The following is a 17,522-nucleotide window of genomic DNA, read 5'->3' as shown; positions in this document are numbered from 1 at the left end:
CTCACCAGAGTATACGCCCGCCATGGGAATGTCTTGTGAATTGAGCAGCAGGGAGTTTACAGAATTTCCGTCGGCTGCCGGGCCTCCCACAAGCGCAGCGCCATGGCGGGATGGCGAGTCACCATCGTGACGCAGGCATCGGCATCCGCACCTGGACGATGCGTGGCGGAGACCTCAGCTTCTGCCTGGCTTCCAGCCTGCTTTCCTCCTCAAAGTCCCTGGTCAGGCCCGTGTAGGCGTAGCAGGCCTCACAAATGAAATGAGCACTCAGGTAGTACCAGTCGCGCGTGCCATCCGTCCAATAGTCACTCTCAAAAGTAGTACCAGTCCATGAAGTGTTTCGGAAGGAGTGCTTCGGGAGGTAACGCTCCACCTCCGCCCGCGTCATGCCCGGCCGCACCTGTCGGGCTCTCTTTTCCCACCGCAGTCGCTCCTCCTGATGCAGCGCGATTTCCGCCTTGTCGGTGACCCGAGACGGTTTCCTGTCCGCCATCGCGCAGGATGTGAGAGCTCCGGCAAAAGCGATGAGCGACGCCAGACGGAGGAAGGAGGTCAGGAAACGGGAGTTCATGGCAGAGATGGATCAACCATGAAACGAAAACTCCGGGTCCGGTATTCAACACAAATGCAGAACCACGTGTTGCTGGTTCACTCCGACCACACTCGTCCACTACGCGGAGTATCGATCCGGTAGTCCGAAAACTTCCTCTCAAAGATCTCACGCCCCAGAGCTTCCGCATTCGCGAGCGATGCGGCAGGATCCCGCGTCACTTCTCCCCGGCTGTTCCCAATGCCGCGAGCCAAGCCCACAAACTCCGAGTGCGTGTAGCGCGCATACTCCTGAATCTGGTGGATGATGCCGAGCGACGCACCGGGATAAGTCTCCTCCGAAGCCAGTACCAGGCCGATACGCTTCCGCGTCATGCCCTCGATGACACGAGCCGAGTCGGGATAGGATGCCGCGTAGTAGCAGAACGTGCGGTCAAAGAACGCCTTCGTCTGCGCGGATAGACCGTACCAGTAGATAGGTGAGCAAAACACCACGCCAGCCGCCGGCAGGAAGTCCTCAAAGAAGAGGCTGCGGAACCCATCCTGAATACTGCACTCACCATCGGCGCGGCGGCAAGTGCGGCAATCACGCAAGAAACTCGTGATGTGATCATCAATGAAACGCAGCGCGACGCGTGCACCGGCAGCTTCCGCGCCCTCTTGCACCGCACGCGCAAGCGTCGCGGAGTTTCCCTCGCGTCTTGGACTGCCGATGAGGATGAGAAGCTTCTTGGCTGAGGATTCAGGCATCGGCAGGAGTTACGTGTGAGGATGAGTTGCCGGACAGGCGAAGTGCACAATTCGCGCCACAGCCGACAGCCAGGAACAGGAATATCTCCAGTCCTCGGAACCAGCGCTCCCACACCACAACCCACTACCTCCCTTGATACACCGCGTACCTCCGCGCCACTGCAAGGACCGTACGAAGAATGTAGGCGTCATTCTGGGGGGAGCGCTGGTTCTCCTCCGACCAACGATCATAACCAAGTTCTTTGAAGGCTACGTCATCCACTTCTCCCAGAGCCATGAGGACATCGCGGATGAATTTCCAGCCCTTGAGCTGTTTGTCCTTCAGCACCCGTGTGCCATCCACATAGGTCATGGCAGCCAGCCGCTTCAGTGCCGGTGTATCAGGAAGAGCGCCGCCCTCCGTCTCTATTCTGGCGAGCAGGGGATTCCAGAACTGCTCGGAAGCCTCATACTTCATGGAAAAGAGCTTCGCCTCCTTCTCCTCTGATGGCGGCCAGGCTCCTGCAAACTTCACCGGACCAAGCCCCCCCACCCCCAGCGCCCGTTCTGACCAGCGCGCCGTGCCCTCGGTGTACCAGGGATTCTTGAAATAGGTCACGCTATTCTGCACAATGTGGAAAAACTCATGGGTGGGTGTAAACTCCACCGACGGCCTCACTGAGGTGGCCACATTGAAGCACAAGCTCTGCGTGCCCTCAGGATCCTTCTGTCGCTTGAAGCTCTGCAGTTCATCATAGGCCACCCCTTTGCGTTTCAGCACATCCTTGTGCCGCATGTGGATGTCGAGATAAGATGCCTCCTGGAATCGCTCCGTACTGAATGGATCCGGGAAACGCAATACATCCACAAACAGCGTCTGCGCGGCAAGAGTCTGCGTGAGCAAATCTTCCACCTGATCGGGAACATCATTGCGGTTCAGATCCAGGGGATACACCGCATGCTGGCCCTGCTTGTAGTAGAACACGCGAATCTTTCCCGATTGGTGCAGCCGCAGCTTCGGCTGCATCGCTACGGAATACTGCGCACTGGCCACGGGTGCATGCGTCAGGACGCAGCATCCGCCGAATAAGCACATAGCAATTGTCCGCCAGAAGGCCGGCTTGGGGATGCGAGCCATGCATCAGATGATGCCGGTAAATCCTCCCCTTTGGCAAGGATGATGCCCTTCATCGCGGCCTACGTGCGAAATTTGAAGGTTGGATCAGGAGCAGCGGAATCGTGCTACTCTGCGAAGCCATCACGCCCCATGGAAAGGCATGCCATCCCACCTAAAGCAATTCCCCCGACACCGCTACTTGGCGATGCCAGGGGAAGCTACATGATCAGCCAGGGGTCAGGCCTCAGCGACCAAGGTGCATGGCCTCTTCGACGCGCAAGTCGTCTGCAGAGGGTTTTGATGCTGACTTGGAGACGCCTTCAGAGGGGGCACCCTGCAGCCACCGGCGAGCAAGTTCTTCACGAGCCCGATCCCAGTGTGCTTTGGTGGGCCCTTTGCCGGATCCTTCAGCCTGGCTGTACTCATAGGCCAGTGCTTCCAGAGACGTTTCCTCATCAAAGTGAGCGCCCACCGCCGACTCGGATGTCATACGAGAGCTGGCTCCCGCCTCCAGGGCATTCATTCCTGGTTTCGACTGTAGATTCTGGTTTTGAGTCTGCATGTTCGCGGATCGCATCTGGGCACGATCTTGGACCTACCGGGATAGGCTCCCGACGACAGACCCTTCGGCAGTGGAAACACCCGGGAGGGCCTACTCGATGTCCTGCGCGATCGTCTTGTCGAGATAGCCCATGAGCTTCTCCATGCCATCCCCCTCATTTGCAGAGATGGGAAAGATTTTGATGCGCTTGAAGCGCTCCTTGAGCCTCGCCAGATTCTCTTCGGACTCAGGCAGGTCCATCTTATTCGCAAGGATGCACCACGGGCGCTTCGCCAGTTCGGAACTGTAGAGTTTTATCTCCGTACGCAGCGTCTCGATGTCATTGATGGGATCGCGCGCTTCGCTGCCGGCAGTGTCGACTACGAAAAGCAACACACGACAGCGCATGATGTGGCGCAGGAAATCGTGTCCGAGACCCACGTTCGCATGGGCACCCTCGATGAGGCCCGGGATGTCTGCCACGGTGGCACGGCGAGTGTCGGTGAACTCCACCACGCCCACGTGCGGTTGCAACGTGGTGAAGGGATAGTTCGCCACCTTCGGCTTGGCATGGGAGAGCTTCGTGAGCAGCGTGGACTTGCCGGCATTTGGGAAACCCACGAGACCGGCATCAGCAATGCTGCGCAATTCGAAATGGAAACGTCCTTCCTCGCCGTCTTCACCGGCGGTGGCCTCCATGGGTGTCTGGTTGGTGGGGCTCTTGAAGTGCTGGTTGCCCTTCCCTCCCCTGCCGCCCTTGCAGAGCACGTATTCCAGCCCCACCTCGGTGAGATCCGCCACGGGCTCAAATTCTTCCGTCGGCTCGCCCGTCTCTGGATCGAAACCTTCGATGATGCGGCTGATCACCAGTCCCGGTGGCACACGGAAGATGCCGTGCTCGCCGGACTTCCCAGTACGCTGCTCACCCATGCCTCCCTGGCCATCCTTGGCGTGGAGCTTGGCATTGAAGAAAAAGTTGCGCAGGCTGTCCGTGCTGGGGTCCACTTTCAGGATCACATCCCCTCCCCGGCCGCCGTCGCCGCCGTCCGGGCCACCCTTGGGCCGGTACTTACCGCGATGGAAATGTACGCTGCCGTCCCCGCCTTTACCGGCGCGGGCATGGACTTTGATCTGGTCTACAAACATGAGGCGAGCCGTCCAGTATCCCGAATTCGGACTGGGCGTCAAACAGCAGCGCAAACTTCACGATATTCCCCCTGCGGAGAGGCGGCTACGGCACAAGGAAAATCTGACCGTTGCGTGGGTCGCGAACCTTCTGCCCGGCGGAGAGACCTCGCACGTCCAGCATATTCTTCACTTCCTGCTCGACGCCAGGGGGATAGACGAATCCCGGCTTGCCCGGCACGCGCGTGCCGTACTCGGCGGGCGCCTGCGGTGTAGCTGGTTTCGTGGCAGCTGTCTTGGCTGCGGCTCGCGAGCTGGGCTGCTGGTTCAACGCGGCGGAGGTTTCCGAAGGGAATTCCTCACGACGCTGGGACGTGCCGTAGGCTTCTGAGGCGGCTGGGCCATAGGGGTCCAGATACCGCGTCTCCGTAGGTTGGCGCATCGCATTCACGTCTGCGTCTGTGATCACCGGAGGCGCGCCACCGGGTCGTGCTTGCAGACGCACCGCAGGCATCGAAGGTTGCACCGTGGTCACGGTGACTCCGCCACCCGGCGAATACACTGAGCCTCCTGAGGAGTAGGCGCGGCGCTGTGGCACCATGCTGGGCGGGAGCCACTGCTGGGTGACAGGATCCCAGACGCGCGAGGCGGGATTTTCCGTGCCCCGGCGGGGCTGCGGGCGCGAACTCTCGTTCTGAATCTCAGAGTCATAGTGCGGAGTGGTGGTGACCGTGTAAATCCGCTGCTTGCGTACGGAGCGCACTTCGGGATTCGGCACGGGGTCCTCCAGCTTGCGGGCGGTTCTGTAGAAGAAATTGCCCACACGGTTGGCGGCAGCCTCAATCTTTTCTGCAGGTGATTGCGGCGGTCTTGCGGAGGCAGGAGGTGTGACTGCGAGAAGGCACGCAGCACCTCCAAGTAGCATCCACGCCAGCCTCTGGGGCCGTGATGCCGAAATGCTCATTTTCATGGAAAGGAGGGGTTACAAATTGAGATTGGTAACAATCATGGATGAATCGGAGAGCCCTCTGGAGCTGGATGCCGCATGGTGTTCCGTCGATTAATTCTCCCGGAGAAACAGCCTGCTTGACCTGAAGCAGCGACCATGTCACGGAAGCCTGCGTTTCCCCACTCACCCCGCCAGTTCCCTTGCCCCGTCCGATTGTCGCCAGCTACTGCACCACCTTCCTGAAGCCGGAGATGCTCCACATCTACCGGCAGATCACCGGGTTGCAGAGGTATGAAACGTTTGTCATCTGCAAGGAACGGCAAAGCGAGGATCTCTACCCCATGCCCCAGAACGGCGTGGAGCTGGCACCCGGGGTGCGCAGCAATTTTCTCCGCCGCTTCTGGCTGAAATACATCCGCCGCGAACCTCCGATTGTGTATCGCGGAGAATATGGTGTGCTGGCAAATCTGCTGGGGCGTCGGGACGCGGACCTGATGCATGTGTATTTTGGCCACACGGGTGTGCACCTGCTTCCCTTTATCCAGCGCTGGCCGAAGCCGGTGGTCGTCTCTTTTCACGGCATGGATGTGCAGACGCGCGCGCATGATCCCTCCTATGAGGTGAAGCTGCGTGAGCTCCTGCAATCCAGCACGCTGGTGCTGGCGCGCTCGCAGTCGCTGCTGGATCGCCTGCACGAGCTGGGCTGTCCGGAGAGCAAGGTGCGCATGAACCGCACCGGCATTCCACTGGACCTGTATCCCGAAGTGAAACGCGCCTTCCCACAGGATGGCGCCTGGCATCTCGTGCAGGCCTGCCGCCTCATCGAGAAGAAAGGTCTCGACGATGCGCTGCATGCCTTTGCACAATTCAGCACGAGGTACCCCAAGGCGCGCTTCACCATCGCAGGCGAAGGTCCTCTCCGCGAGTCCACCGAGGCTCTCGCCGCAAGCCTGGGCTTGGGCGACCGCGTGCGCCTTGCCGGTTTCCTGAAGGGTGCGGAACTTTCCGCTCTCTATCACGACGCACATGCCTTCGTCCACCCGAGCCGCATGACCTCGGACCAGAATCAGGAAGGCGTGCCGAATTCCATGCTGGAAGCCATGGCAACCGGGCTGCCGGTAGTCTCCACCCTCCACGGCGGCATTCCCGAAGCGGTACGTGATGGCGTGACCGGCTTTCTCGTGCCGGAGCGTGATCGTGAGGGATTGCATCATTCACTGAGGAAGCTCACCGAATCCGAGACCACCTGGCGCACGATGGGCGAAGCGGCGGCGGCGGATGTGCGCAGAAATTTCGAATCCACTCAACAGATCGCGAATCTGGAGGCTGCGTATGATGAGGCGCGGGAGCTGGGCGCGGTCGGGCGACATGCGCGATGAAAGTGTTCCTTAATTGACCGCGCCCGCATCAAATGGCATGCAGTGGATGCTCTTTCTCACTCGCCGCCCCGTCGATGCCCGATCCCCTGCCCCACGTCATTTCTCTCTGCGGCACCTTCTTGAAGCCGGAGATGCAGAGCATTTACCGCCAGGTGACGGGGCTGAAGCGCGTGCGCACCACCGTGTACACGCAGAGCCACGAGAATGCGGAGATGTTCCCCTTCGAGCCAGTGGTGACGCTGAAGAAGCTGCCCCGGCCGAGATTGAAGGGGAATTTCCTGCTGCGCTTCTGGTTCAAGCATGTGATCAAAAGCTGGCCGCCGCCCTTCCCCATCAACAAGGAGGTGAGCCCGTACTATCCGTATGATCTTGTCGAGCTGTTGAAAGCGGACAAACCGGACCTCGTGCACGTGTACTACGGGCACAAGGCGGTGCACTACCTGGATATGCTGGAGGCTTGGGGTGGCCCGTTCGTGGTTTCCTTTCACGGAGTGGATGTGTCCAAGTTCCTCGATCAGCCCGAGTACGTGGCAAAGCTGAAGACAGTGTTTAAGAAGGCCAACCTCGTGATGGCGCGCAGCCAGTCCCTGCTGGATCGCCTGGAAGAACTCGGGTGTCCCGCGGACAAGCTGCGCATGAATCACACACCCATCCCGCTGGAGCATTTGCAGGCGGAAGTGCGCCAGCCCCCCAAGGACGGTCAATGGCGGCTCGTGCAGGCCTGCCGATTGATTCAAAAGAAGGGCATTCTCACCACGCTGAAAGCACTCGCCATCGTGAAGCAGAAGCATCCGCTGGTGCGCTATGTGCTCTGCGGCGAAGGACCGCTGAAGCCGAAGATCGAGGAAACGGTGCACAAGCTCGGTCTTGAGGACAATGTGGAAATGCTTGGCTGGCTGGATCAACAACAGCTGCTGGAGCAGTACCGCATCGCCCAGATGTTTCTCCATCCCAGTCAAAAAACCAAGGAGGAGGATCAGGAAGGCATCCCCAACTCCATGCTTGAGGCAATGGCCACTGGCCTGCCAGTCGTGGCAACGATGCATGGCGGCATTCCTGAAGCGGTGCACTCCGGCGAAGACGGCCTGCTTGTTCCTGAAAAGAATCCGGAGGAACTCGCCCAAGCCATCCTGAAGATCATGGAGACGCCCTCGGAACTGGCTCGCCTCTCCCAGAATGCAGCCGCGTCCGTACGGGAGAATTTTGGCAGTGAAACGCAGGTGGCAGCCATGGAAGACGTGTATCTTTCCGCCATCTGCCTGCACGCCACGCACGGCAAGACTTCGGTATGCTGTCCCTGATATTGACGCGCTCTCTTTTCGCACGCCTGACTGCAGCAGCGCTGCTTGTGGGGGCGCTGTCGTCTACTGCTGGGCGTGCCGAGGAAAAATCGCTGCCGCCCGTGGTAACGCTCCCCTCTGTGGCCAGGGAGGTCACTGTCGCAGAGGCCGCGCCGCTCGTGCAGGCGCAGACCGTGAGCATCCTGGACATCCGCACGGCTGCCGAAGTGAAGGAACAGGGCCGCATTCCCAGTTCGAAGCATCTCGACTTTTTCCGGGAGGACTTTAGCCCGGTGCTGAAGGATCAGGTGAAACTCGACCCGGCCAAACCATGCCTGGTCTATTGCGCTCTTGGAGGCCGCGCCCAGCATGCTGCGCAGCGGCTGGCGGCTCTTGGATTTAAGGATGTGCTCGTACTTAAGGACGGTTACAACGCCTGGAAGAAGGCGGGGCTGCCTGTGGAAATGCTGAAGTAAGCACCGTTTTCCTCTCCCCGTGGGTGCGGTACGCATGACCCCGTGGGTCATTTTTCCACAGAACCATCAAATCTGTCCGCTCACGCCGCAAATCGGAATAAAAATCGCACTGCGGGCCTCTAATTTGCTCCATGTTGCGTCGTTAAAGAAACACTCAAATTCGGTTGCCTCGCCGCTGTGAACGATCTAAATCACGAGTCTCAAAAATTAAGCTTTACACTGATATTTACTTAAATTATAGCTGGTAAGCACTTTTGTAAGGAATTTCCCCGGAGCGTCGTTATACTTTTCCATGCAAGCCCTCGCCATTTCTTATCCAGCACGCATTGTTTCCGGAGAGCTTCCCTTCGATGTCACAGCGATCGTCGGTCTTACCTGCAAACGGCAAAGAGCCACCGCTATGAATGAGTATCTCATTGCCTCCATCGAAACCGCCCAGCGAACCATCCAGCGTTTTGCCGAGGCGGGATTCGAACCTGCCCAAGCCATCGAGCGCCAGCTTATCTGGTGTTGGAAACGCGCCCAAGGAGAAGTGGATGGGCCGCCCCCCGCAACCCTGTGCATGAGCTACATCATGGCCCAGGAATTTGAGAAATACGGATCCTACCCCATGCTCGCGCACCACCTGCGCGCCATCGAAGCCATGATCGACCTTTTGGACATGAACGCGGAGGACGCGGCGAAGTATGCCGCGCTATCCGCTTGAAGGGATGCCTTTTTCCCAGCGCTGTGAAAGACGCTGGAAACTCAGTGTGAGTACTTGAGTTCACTCAAAGCACACCCCGCCCCGTGGAGTTGGTAGACCACGGGGCGATTTTTTTTGTCCTGACGATGCCGGCCCTCTTCTTTACCTTCTTTTCACCGTGGCGGCAGGAGTTTCCCCGAACATATTCTGATAAGCGTCGGTGAACCTCGTCAGATGAGTGAATCCAACCTGCACGGCAACAGTTTTGACAGCGCTCGATTCTCCACGAGCAGCGACCAGTGCATGGCGTGCAGCACTGAGACGCCGCTGCCTGACGAAAACCAAGGGACTCACTCCATAAACTTCCTGAAAGGCCAGCTCCAACGCGCGAGCGCTTAACCCGGCAACCCGGCAGAGGGTTTCCATATCGAGTTCCCCGCCGAGATTCTCCTCAACGTAATTGCGCACAAGCCTCGCGATGCGCCAGTGATTGCGCACAGTGCGGCGCTCTGCCTCCGCCTTGTGGCCAGCGAGGGCCACACACAGGGCCTGGAGCACGCTCCCTTCACACTTGCGGTCCCAAACCTCAGCGCGCAGAATCGCTTCCGGACTCGTGGGCGTGAAAATCTCCCCCGTCGATTCCCGCAACAAAGTCATCGCCGCACCGGACAAACGCAAGGTTGCGGTGTGTTTCAAGATTTCCGAAAGCGGCAATTGGAACAGCGCACGCACGGCACGCTCCAGTCGTTCCTGTGAGATGATGAAATTTGTAAAGCCATACCCCCCCGGCACCCGGTACGCGCCCTCGTCTCCGGGGGTTAACACCCCGAGGCAGTCCTGGGAGAGTTCGTCGCCATTGAGCCATGAGGACCCTTTCCGTTTGGTCGACATGACCGCAGTCACCATTCCATAAGGCACGGTGCCGTGAATGCACAGTCCGCGGCTGTACTGCTCCCGGCAAAAGACCATCTGCATGCTGCCTCGATAGAGGCACTCTCCCTGAAAGTCCCCCGCTTCCATTTGGTCATAGCGGATGTCAAACCCATCACCGTTGTGCATCTCGGAGAGCTGACCACATTCCTCCGGTGCGATGAACAGTGTTTCCATGGAGCTGGATGCAGTGAGAGCAGCGGTTCGTTACGAGGCAGCAGTTGGGAAAAAGGCGCTCCTCTTTTTCGCTCTTTTCTTCCACATTCGTCACGCACGAATGCATACATAAAGGTTTACCTCTTCGTTGCAACGCCCTCCTACGAAGGGAAAATGCAGCGAACCAAGGCGTAAACCAGCGCTTACCCCGCAAACCACCGGTTTGAAATGACAATCCCGTGCCAAAACTTGGACGCTCCGTCGATCCACAGCGGAAGACGACCTGCTTCCATGTTCATGCCCATCGCCAAACTACCTGTGCTTCCCGCATCATCAGCGCTGGCTTACTCGGACAAAACCGCTCGGGCAAATGCCTGCAACTGGGCAGCAGTGAGGACGCCGAGCGTGAGGACCTTCACCATCTCGCCTACGACGAAGCCGATGTGATGCCAGGTCTGCGGTGGTATTCGGCCAGCCATCACCTCCATGACGCGGGCATCCAGCGTAGGATAAAGAGCAAAGGTCTGGAATGCGAGGATCCCGGTTGCCACACCGAGGAGGATCACACTGCCTCGCGTACGCACCACCCGGATACGCAGCACCAGGAACCATGAAAAGGCACAGCACACCCACTCGATGCGGTTGAGCAGGTGAAACACCCGGTGGCCAATGGCCAGTGCATGCTGCAAGGCCGGAGTAACCACATCGAAGTTCTCGATCTTGAGTGCCTGAAACTTCGCCGGAGCCTCCACAAAACTGATGGCTACGATGAAGGTGAGCCAGACGAGGGTGATGACAAAGGAGTAGAGGGCGAGACGACGCATGGAGCGGAGATGCTCCTGCGGGGAGGAAGCAAGATCAATCAGACATTGCACGAGGTGACTGAGATATCATGCGAAAGAAAATAAGATAATGCCTTAATTTTTGTCTCGACAGATATGTGGTGGTTTGGCAAGATGAATTATACAATGAATAAAGATTTAGAATAAACTGAGCCAATTAGCGCTACTATACCCTCTCAATCTTCAACATTGATTGTATGTTCTGGAAGAAACTCACGATTCAGGTGCGGGGAAAGTCCCCGATGGTGTTTGTTGGTCGAATCGAGCGTTGCGGAACCCAGCTTTGTGCCGTCCGCAGCGAGGAAAATGAGGTAGTGTTCCATTACCGTCCCGACGACGTCGTGTCTTTGATCGAAGAAGACGCGGACGAGTTGTCCTACGCGTAGAGAACGTCTCAGATACTGGCGAAACTTTGGACCAATTCACCCCAGATCACGCGGCAGGCTGCGTATCTGGGGTGAATTGGTTTTCTGGTGTGCGTCTCAGGATTGATTGCAGGGGGCAGTCAGCGCAGTCATCTCGCTCCGCCTGGCGCAACGTGGATCCCATGCATGTGATCCACACACCGACACTGGCGCAATCTCAGCTTTGAGCAATATCCTCATCCCTCGCTATGGAACCGAGTTCTCCCGCTCCTGTCGGCCACACTGGCTTCACCGTTTACGTGGACGAGAACTCGCACTACCGGGATGAAGAAGAGCGTTACACCAAGGGAGTGTATCCAACCTATGAGGAAGCGCTGAGCATTGCCAAGAGCATGCTGGAACAGGATCTCCACCAAAGTCTTGAGAATGGGAAAACTGCCACGGAGTGGCTGGATCTCTATTTCACATTCGGAGAGGATCCGTGGATCTCACCCACGCCTGACGGTGTCGCGAAATTCTCCGCGTGGGACTACGCACGGGAACTGGCGAAGCAAAAGGCACCGCTGTCCTGACTCACTTCCCCGGCAATTCCCACACGGGGTCAAAGCCTTCCGAGTTCTTCTTCAGCAGCTCATCCACCACCCGGGACATGAGCAGAAGTGAGGGACCGTCATCCGGATAGTCATCGAGGAGCTGGCCGAGGAGGCTGGAGGCTTTGCGAAACTCAGCTGTCTCGAAAAGCTGCAAGGCGGTCTCATACTCGGTCCGCAACCGGTGCCAGGGATCGGTTTGGTCCGCGCCTTCCAGCTCATGAATGTACACCGGCGCATTGATGTTGTTCACGCGAATCCGCGCGAGCCGCCGGGAAAAGATGGGCACAGTCAGGCGTTCGATCGTGTTGCTCGTGGCCAGCATGCGGGCACGGGCGTACTTGCAAGCGCCCTGGATGCGGCTGGCGAGGTTCACGGTATTCCCCAGCGCGCCGTATTTGAACTTCTGCGGTGTGCCGATATTTCCCACGTAGGCATCACCGGTATTGATGCCCACGGAGATCTCTGTTGGATGACCGATTTCCTGCTGCCACTTCTCGTTCAGCTCTGGAAGGCTGGCCTGCATAGCCAGGGCCGTACGACACGCGCGATCGGCGTGATCCGGCTGGTGATGCGGTGCGCCCCAGAGAGCCATGACCTGATCGCCCGTGAAGTCCACCAGCACTCCTTCCTCCTCCATGATGCAGGCGGACATCGTGCCCAGCACATCACTCAGCCAGCGAATGGTCCGCTCCGGGCCGTGCCGCTCGCTCACCCGGCTGAATCCGGAGATATCACAAAATAATACACTTACCTCCACCCGCCGCCCTGCCGCAAGCTGCTCGGGGTGACGATGCAGGTGGCGCGCAAGCTCTGGGGTGAAGTACTGCGCCAATTCACGCTCACGAAGGCGCTGGCGCTCCAGGCAGGCATTCACACGCGCGCGCAGCAGCCGGAGGTCGATGGGGCGCGCGAGAAAATCCACCGCACCCATCTCGATGCCCCGGATGGCATTGGCATTCGCATCAAGTCCCGAGATGATGATGACAAAGGTGTAGCGCAGCTTCCTGCGGAGACGCAGAGCCCGCAGCACCTCAAAGCCATTCATCTCGGGCATCACGAGGTCCAGCAGGATGAGGTCGAAATCCATCTCATCCACGCGATCGAGCGCCTCCCTGCCCGTGGTGGCAAAGACGACCTCATGCCCCTGTGAAGTGAGAAAGCGCCCCAGCACCTCGCGGCTGCCCGCACTATCATCTGCGACCAGGATCGTCGCACCCGAAATAGGCGCACGCGCCTCCTCCTCGTCATCGAAAGGAAGTGTGAGCTTCGCTGTGGGCGGACTGATGGCCAGGTCGATGCCCCGCTCAGGCGCGATATAGTCGCGGTTGCGATCCAGCACAGTCACGCATGCATGCGCATGCTCCATGATGGAGGTGAGTTCGCACTGCACGGTCTCCGGCTGCTCCTCTTCCTCCAGCACAAGCTGGCAGCGGCCGAGAATGTTCTGGAGGAAGCCACGCAACTCGTGACGCAGCCCCTGCAAATCCTCGCCCGACACCAGGTGCGGCTGCATGAAATGCTCCGTGGCAAGACGCTCGCGTACGAGTCGATAGATGCCCAGAGCCGCCTGACGGATGCGCTCCACATCCCGATGCCAGACGGGCAGCTCCTGCCCTTCCGGGATGGCATGCAGAAGGATCTGAGCCGCGCTGGACATGGCGTCCGCATGCTCTTCCATCGCATCCCGCAGGACCTGGATCTGAGTTGGCGCACTGGTGCTCACTTCACTGGGAATTGGATTTCTTGAGTGCGAGTTCGATGGCCTCAGTCAGATGCGCGAAATTCTCAATCGGCTTCGCCAGCATGTCGACACAGCCCGCATCGAGAATCGCCGCGCGGAACATGGTCATCATGTGTCCCGTGAGCGCGATGATGGGAATGGCTGCAAGCTCCGGCTTGGCCTTGATCGCGAGCACGGCATCCAGCCCGGCGCGGTCACTCACATCTCCCGTGGCGCTCACGGGCATGCGCATGTCCATGAGGATCAAATCCGGCTTCAGTGCCTCAGCAGACGCCACGGCATCCGCCGCATTCTGCGCGACCTTCACGGTATGACCACGTCGCGGGAGAAGGCGGGAGCAGATCTCCACCATGTCATCGTCGTCGTCTGCTAGGAGGATGTTGGGCATGGGGAAAAGTAATCAGTGTTCAGTAAACAGTAGTCAGTAAGTAGTAGCTAGTAAGTAGTCAGAAGAAGGAGTGCGGGGGGGGCCAGTGGTCATTGGTCAAGGAGTCAACCGGGGGTATCGGAAATGTGTATTTGAGCGAAGGGGGTTCTATTCACTACTCACTACTGACTACTGCTTACTGAACACTGACCTACTGAATACTGTTTCTCTCCCTCACACCCGCTTCCCCTCCTCCGAAGCTGCCAGATGCACCAGATGGAGGACCTTGCTGAGCAAATCCTCCTGGGTGAAGCCGCTCTTTTCCAACACGGTGCGGACGGAGCTGGCGAGGCGCTCGCGATCTTCACGTGTGACGTGCTTCGCGGTGATGACGATCACCGGGATGTCGCGCCATTGGGGATGCAGGTTGAACTCGGCGATGAACTCGAAGCCATCCATGACGGGCATCATGAGGTCCAGCAGGATGAGTGAGGGCTTCTGCTGGCGGAGCTGGGTGAGCGCCTCCGCACCGTTCGCGGCCTCGATGATGGAGATGCCATCCATGGCGAGCGTGCGGCGGAAGAGTTCACGCACATCCGGGTCGTCATCCACCACCAGTACCGGTTGCGTCGAGGCGCTGCCACGGATGACCTTTTGCAAGGAGCCAAGCAAATCCTCCCACGCGATGGGCTTCACCACGTAGTCTGCGGCTCCGAGGGCGAAACCGTGGCGTGATTCCTCCAGGAAGGTGACAATGATGACGGGGATGGAGGCCGTAAGCGGATCATCCTTGAGTTGGGAGAGGACATCCCAGCCAGTCTGCGCGCCAGGCAGCACTACATCCAAAGTGATCACCGTGGGATGCTGTTCACGCGCGAGGACCATTCCTTTCTCCGCGTCCTCTGCCGTGATGACTCGGAATCCTTTGCCACCGAGATAGCGCGTCATGAGTTCGCGCACCGAGGCATCGTCATCGATCACGAGCACCGTCTGCTGGGGTGATACAGAAACCGCCTGTGGAGCGGGAGCTGCAGACGAAGTCGGGCGCTCCAGCGTACGCCTGGGCGTACCGCCAGCGCGCTCCGGCACGGCAGCCGGCACACGCACGGTGAAAGTCGACCCCTGGCCGAACTCACTCTGACAGGAGATGGTGCCCCCCATGAGCTCACAAAGCCCCTTCGAGATCACGAGGCCCAACCCCGTACCCGTCTTGTTCCCTTCGCGGGCGGAGAGCTTCTTGAACCTCACGAAGAGTCCCTGCATCTCCTCGGGCTTCATGCCGCGACCGGAGTCTGCAACATCAAGGGTGATCCAGTCTTTGCCAGTGGCATCTGTATCGCGACTGGCGCTCAGGGTGACGGTGCCGTTTTGCGTGAACTTGCACGCATTCGAGACAAGGTTTGTCAGCACCTGCTGCAGGCGGGCGCGATCGTTGAAGATGGTGCCCAGTCTCTCCGCACCGCGTAGTTCCAGCTTGTTCTTCTTCTCGGTCGCCTGCGGCACCATCGACTCCTGCAGAGAAGTGAGGAAGGCCGCGGCATCGATCTCCTCCGGATCGAGTTCCACACCACCCATGATGATCTTCTGGTAGTCGAGGATGTCATCGATGAGACGCCGCAGATACGTGGCGGCGGAGCGGAGTTTGGCGAGATCATGCTTTTGCTCGTCCGTGGGCTCCGAAAGCTCCAGGAACTGGAGGAAGCCAAAAATGGAATTCAGCGGCTGGCGCAGCTCGTGACTCACGCTTGCCAGGAAGGCATCCTTCGCGGAGGCGAGTCCACGAAGCTGCTCATTGGCTTCGCGAAGCTCCGCTGTCTGCTCCTGCACACGTGTGTCCAAGTCTGCATTGAGCTGGCGGAGCTGCTCGTGCCCATTGAGCACCTGACGCAGGAGAGTCTCCAGGCTGCGTGCGATGTCCCCCACCTCGTCATGCTTCCGCACCGGCAGGGACTTGCGCACGGCCTCGATTTGATTCTGCAACTGCAGGGCTTCCGAGCCCGAACGCGTGACGGTCTGCGCCGAATGCGTGATGCGAGTGAGCGGGCCGATGAAGTACAGCACGATGAGGAATGCCAGCACGCCAGCACCCGCCGCGAGCCACACCCCGGCACGACGCAGCGTCTGCAACTCATGCGCAATGCTGGAGGCGAGCTCCTCCCGGAAGGCTGAATATGCAAAGTAATATGGGAAATCGCGCCCGCCCGGAGTGGCGCCGTCATGCTGGGGATGGCGGAGGTAGAAGCGCGTGAGCTGGACGTCTCCATGCTCCAGGCGTACCACAGCCTCCCATTTCACGGGATTGCTTCTCAAATCGCCAAAGCGATAGCGATACTCCGCCTCTGCCTCACGGCGTGCGTGCTCGAGCACATCCTTGCTGCGCGAGAGCAGACGTATCCCCGGGCTGCTACGGGAGGCGCCGCCAAAAGGCACGCCACCCGATTCCATGTTCGACCGAAGGCGCTCCGTCCAATCGAGCAACTCAACGCGGTTTGCATCGTGTGCGGCGATGAGCTTCTCATGCAGGGCGGGAGCCAGTCGGCCCTCCAAAAAATAGAGTGGGCTCTGCAGGGTCTGGAACCGGGGCCTGTCACTGCGCTGCACCTGTGCCTCCGCTTCCACCGGCCCTCTCCCCCATTTCTCACCCCGGGTAATGGCGTCGGACTCTGCATAGAGATCGAAGTCGGAGAAAATCTGCTCCTCCTTCCCATCCGGACGCGCGAAGGGATGCTGTAGAAAATCCCCTTCCCCACTCATCACAAAGGTCAGGTGCCGGGCCGAGCGTCCGCGGTCCAATGATACCAGCATGGTGATCACCGTTTCCGGCACGGAGGGGATGCGGCACGCAATCCAGACGGCAGGAATCCGCTGCCAGCGATCCGGTGAGCTCCCGGAGTTGGCAGCGCCCTTCACCGAGTCATACCCGGCGGGCGTGACCAGAGAGAGAATGGGGCCAATATGCGGGCCATTCGCGTAGCGCGCGGCCGCAAGAAGCGCGCGATTGGGCTCCGGTGCGGCAAGTCCCGGGGTGCGGTGAAAGGTCTGGGTCGCCTCTCCATTGGGACGGACCTCCAAAGCCAGTACATAGCGCCACCACTCCTGCTCCCCGCGTTCGGCGGAAGCCCCCCTGGCGGGAAACTCGGCCAGGCAGGTCTTCAGGGTGGCCAGCTCACGGGGATCCTTGGCACAGTGCTCGATCTGCAGGCGGGCCTGGTTCACCCAGTCGATGATTTCCCAGCAGCGCAATTCGGCCTCGTCCTGCAAGTCCATGAGTTCATGGTCCTCCACCACCTTCCGCGTGCGCTCAAAGAGCAAGGTGGGGAGCGCGAAGGCCACCGCCAGCACGAGCACAAACGCCAGCAGCGCAAACTTTTCCCGGATGCCGAAGCGAAGTTTCATCCCAAACCACGTCGGCGGATCGACCGCCTCCATGCTAGCTGGAGTGTCTGGAAGAGGCTGTGGTTTGTCAACCATGATGCGATGCAGAAGAGACGTGGGGAGAAGGCGATAGGATGCCCCACAGGGTTCTGGTGCCTGCCGATGGGATCGTGACAAAAGAAAAAGCCGGCGGCGAACCCGGTGAAGAAATCCGCCCCGGCTGCGAAAATCTCCCGCTCATCATCTTCCCATCATCTTCGCATGGCATGATGACCGCGTGGCCACCCCCAAGGCCCCAAAAAGAAACAAACCCCAAAAACGAC

16 protein-coding genes are annotated in these 17,522 nt (G+C 59.3%); 5 read left to right on the top strand and 11 right to left on the bottom strand.

Translation table 11 applies throughout. The features are described from left to right. Positions 1–118: 118 nt before the first annotated feature. The 6 genes from DES53_RS06920 to DES53_RS06895 form a co-directional block, all read right to left on the bottom strand. Entirely contained in the window at positions 119–571 is a 453-nt protein-coding gene (locus tag DES53_RS06920) for a hypothetical protein (protein ID WP_113957505.1), read from the bottom strand. Positions 572–648: 77 nt separating this feature from the next. Continuing rightward, positions 649–1,299, bottom strand: coding sequence for a flavodoxin family protein (locus tag DES53_RS06915; RefSeq protein WP_113957504.1), 651 nt, complete (start codon positions 1,297–1,299; stop codon positions 649–651). Between the two features lie 124 nt (positions 1,300–1,423). Further along, on the bottom strand, positions 1,424–2,332 hold the full coding sequence (locus DES53_RS06910; RefSeq protein ID WP_211325471.1) for a hypothetical protein: 909 nt from the start codon (positions 2,330–2,332) through the stop codon (positions 1,424–1,426). Between the two features lie 307 nt (positions 2,333–2,639). Then, positions 2,640–2,885, bottom strand: a complete 246-nt coding sequence (locus DES53_RS06905; RefSeq protein ID WP_147263261.1) for a hypothetical protein — start codon at positions 2,883–2,885, stop codon at positions 2,640–2,642. Between the two features lie 162 nt (positions 2,886–3,047). Beyond that, a complete protein-coding gene (obgE, locus tag DES53_RS06900; protein ID WP_113957501.1) occupies positions 3,048–4,082 on the bottom strand; it encodes a GTPase ObgE in 1,035 nt (344 codons plus the stop codon). An 85-nt stretch (positions 4,083–4,167) separates the two neighbouring features. After that, positions 4,168–5,031: a hypothetical protein gene (locus tag DES53_RS06895; protein ID WP_170156917.1), complete on the bottom strand. Its 864-nt coding sequence runs from the start codon at positions 5,029–5,031 to the stop codon at positions 4,168–4,170. A 179-nt stretch (positions 5,032–5,210) separates the two neighbouring features. Here DES53_RS06895 and DES53_RS06890 point away from each other — a divergent pair, with 179 nt between their 5' ends. The 4 genes from DES53_RS06890 (at position 5,211) to DES53_RS06875 (ending at position 8,851) form a co-directional block, all read left to right on the top strand. After that, positions 5,211–6,389 (top strand): glycosyltransferase, encoded by a 1,179-nt coding sequence (locus tag DES53_RS06890; RefSeq protein ID WP_113957499.1) that lies wholly within the window; start codon positions 5,211–5,213, stop codon positions 6,387–6,389. A gap of 74 nt (positions 6,390–6,463) precedes the next feature. Then, positions 6,464–7,690: a glycosyltransferase gene (locus tag DES53_RS06885; RefSeq protein WP_170156916.1), complete on the top strand. Its 1,227-nt coding sequence runs from the start codon at positions 6,464–6,466 to the stop codon at positions 7,688–7,690. Between the two features lie 101 nt (positions 7,691–7,791). Beyond that, complete coding sequence (locus tag DES53_RS06880; RefSeq protein WP_170156915.1) at positions 7,792–8,145, top strand: rhodanese-like domain-containing protein; 354 nt, start codon at positions 7,792–7,794, stop codon at positions 8,143–8,145. 292 nt (positions 8,146–8,437) lie between these two features. Then, entirely contained in the window at positions 8,438–8,851 is a 414-nt protein-coding gene (locus tag DES53_RS06875; protein WP_113957496.1) for a hypothetical protein, read from the top strand. Between the two features lie 141 nt (positions 8,852–8,992). Here the strand turns inward: DES53_RS06875 and DES53_RS06870 are convergent, their stop codons facing one another. Both DES53_RS06870 and DES53_RS06865 read right to left on the bottom strand, forming a co-directional pair. Beyond that, positions 8,993–9,937 (bottom strand): AraC family transcriptional regulator, encoded by a 945-nt coding sequence (locus tag DES53_RS06870; RefSeq protein WP_113957495.1) that lies wholly within the window; start codon positions 9,935–9,937, stop codon positions 8,993–8,995. A gap of 323 nt (positions 9,938–10,260) precedes the next feature. Beyond that, entirely contained in the window at positions 10,261–10,740 is a 480-nt protein-coding gene (locus DES53_RS06865) for a hypothetical protein (RefSeq protein WP_147263260.1), read from the bottom strand. Between the two features lie 631 nt (positions 10,741–11,371). Here DES53_RS06865 and DES53_RS06855 point away from each other — a divergent pair. Then, on the top strand, positions 11,372–11,695 hold the full coding sequence (locus DES53_RS06855) for a hypothetical protein (RefSeq protein WP_113957492.1): 324 nt from the start codon (positions 11,372–11,374) through the stop codon (positions 11,693–11,695). A 1-nt stretch (position 11,696) separates the two neighbouring features. On the opposite strand, the gene DES53_RS06850 is transcribed toward DES53_RS06855, so the two are convergent. The 3 genes from DES53_RS06850 to DES53_RS06840 form a co-directional block, all read right to left on the bottom strand. Then, complete coding sequence (locus DES53_RS06850) at positions 11,697–13,373, bottom strand: adenylate/guanylate cyclase domain-containing protein (protein WP_211325470.1); 1,677 nt, start codon at positions 13,371–13,373, stop codon at positions 11,697–11,699. Positions 13,374–13,440: 67 nt separating this feature from the next. Next, on the bottom strand, positions 13,441–13,845 hold the full coding sequence (locus tag DES53_RS06845; RefSeq protein WP_113957490.1) for a response regulator: 405 nt from the start codon (positions 13,843–13,845) through the stop codon (positions 13,441–13,443). 213 nt (positions 13,846–14,058) lie between these two features. Further along, on the bottom strand, positions 14,059–17,295 hold the full coding sequence (locus DES53_RS06840) for a response regulator (RefSeq protein ID WP_113957489.1): 3,237 nt from the start codon (positions 17,293–17,295) through the stop codon (positions 14,059–14,061). Between the last annotated feature and the right edge of the window lie 227 nt (positions 17,296–17,522).

The organism is Roseimicrobium gellanilyticum, assembly GCF_003315205.1.
Classification (GTDB): Bacteria; Verrucomicrobiota; Verrucomicrobiia; order Verrucomicrobiales; family Verrucomicrobiaceae; genus Roseimicrobium; species Roseimicrobium gellanilyticum.
Note: the sequence above shows the minus strand (reverse complement) of the source record. Positions and strands in the feature narration are given on the sequence as shown.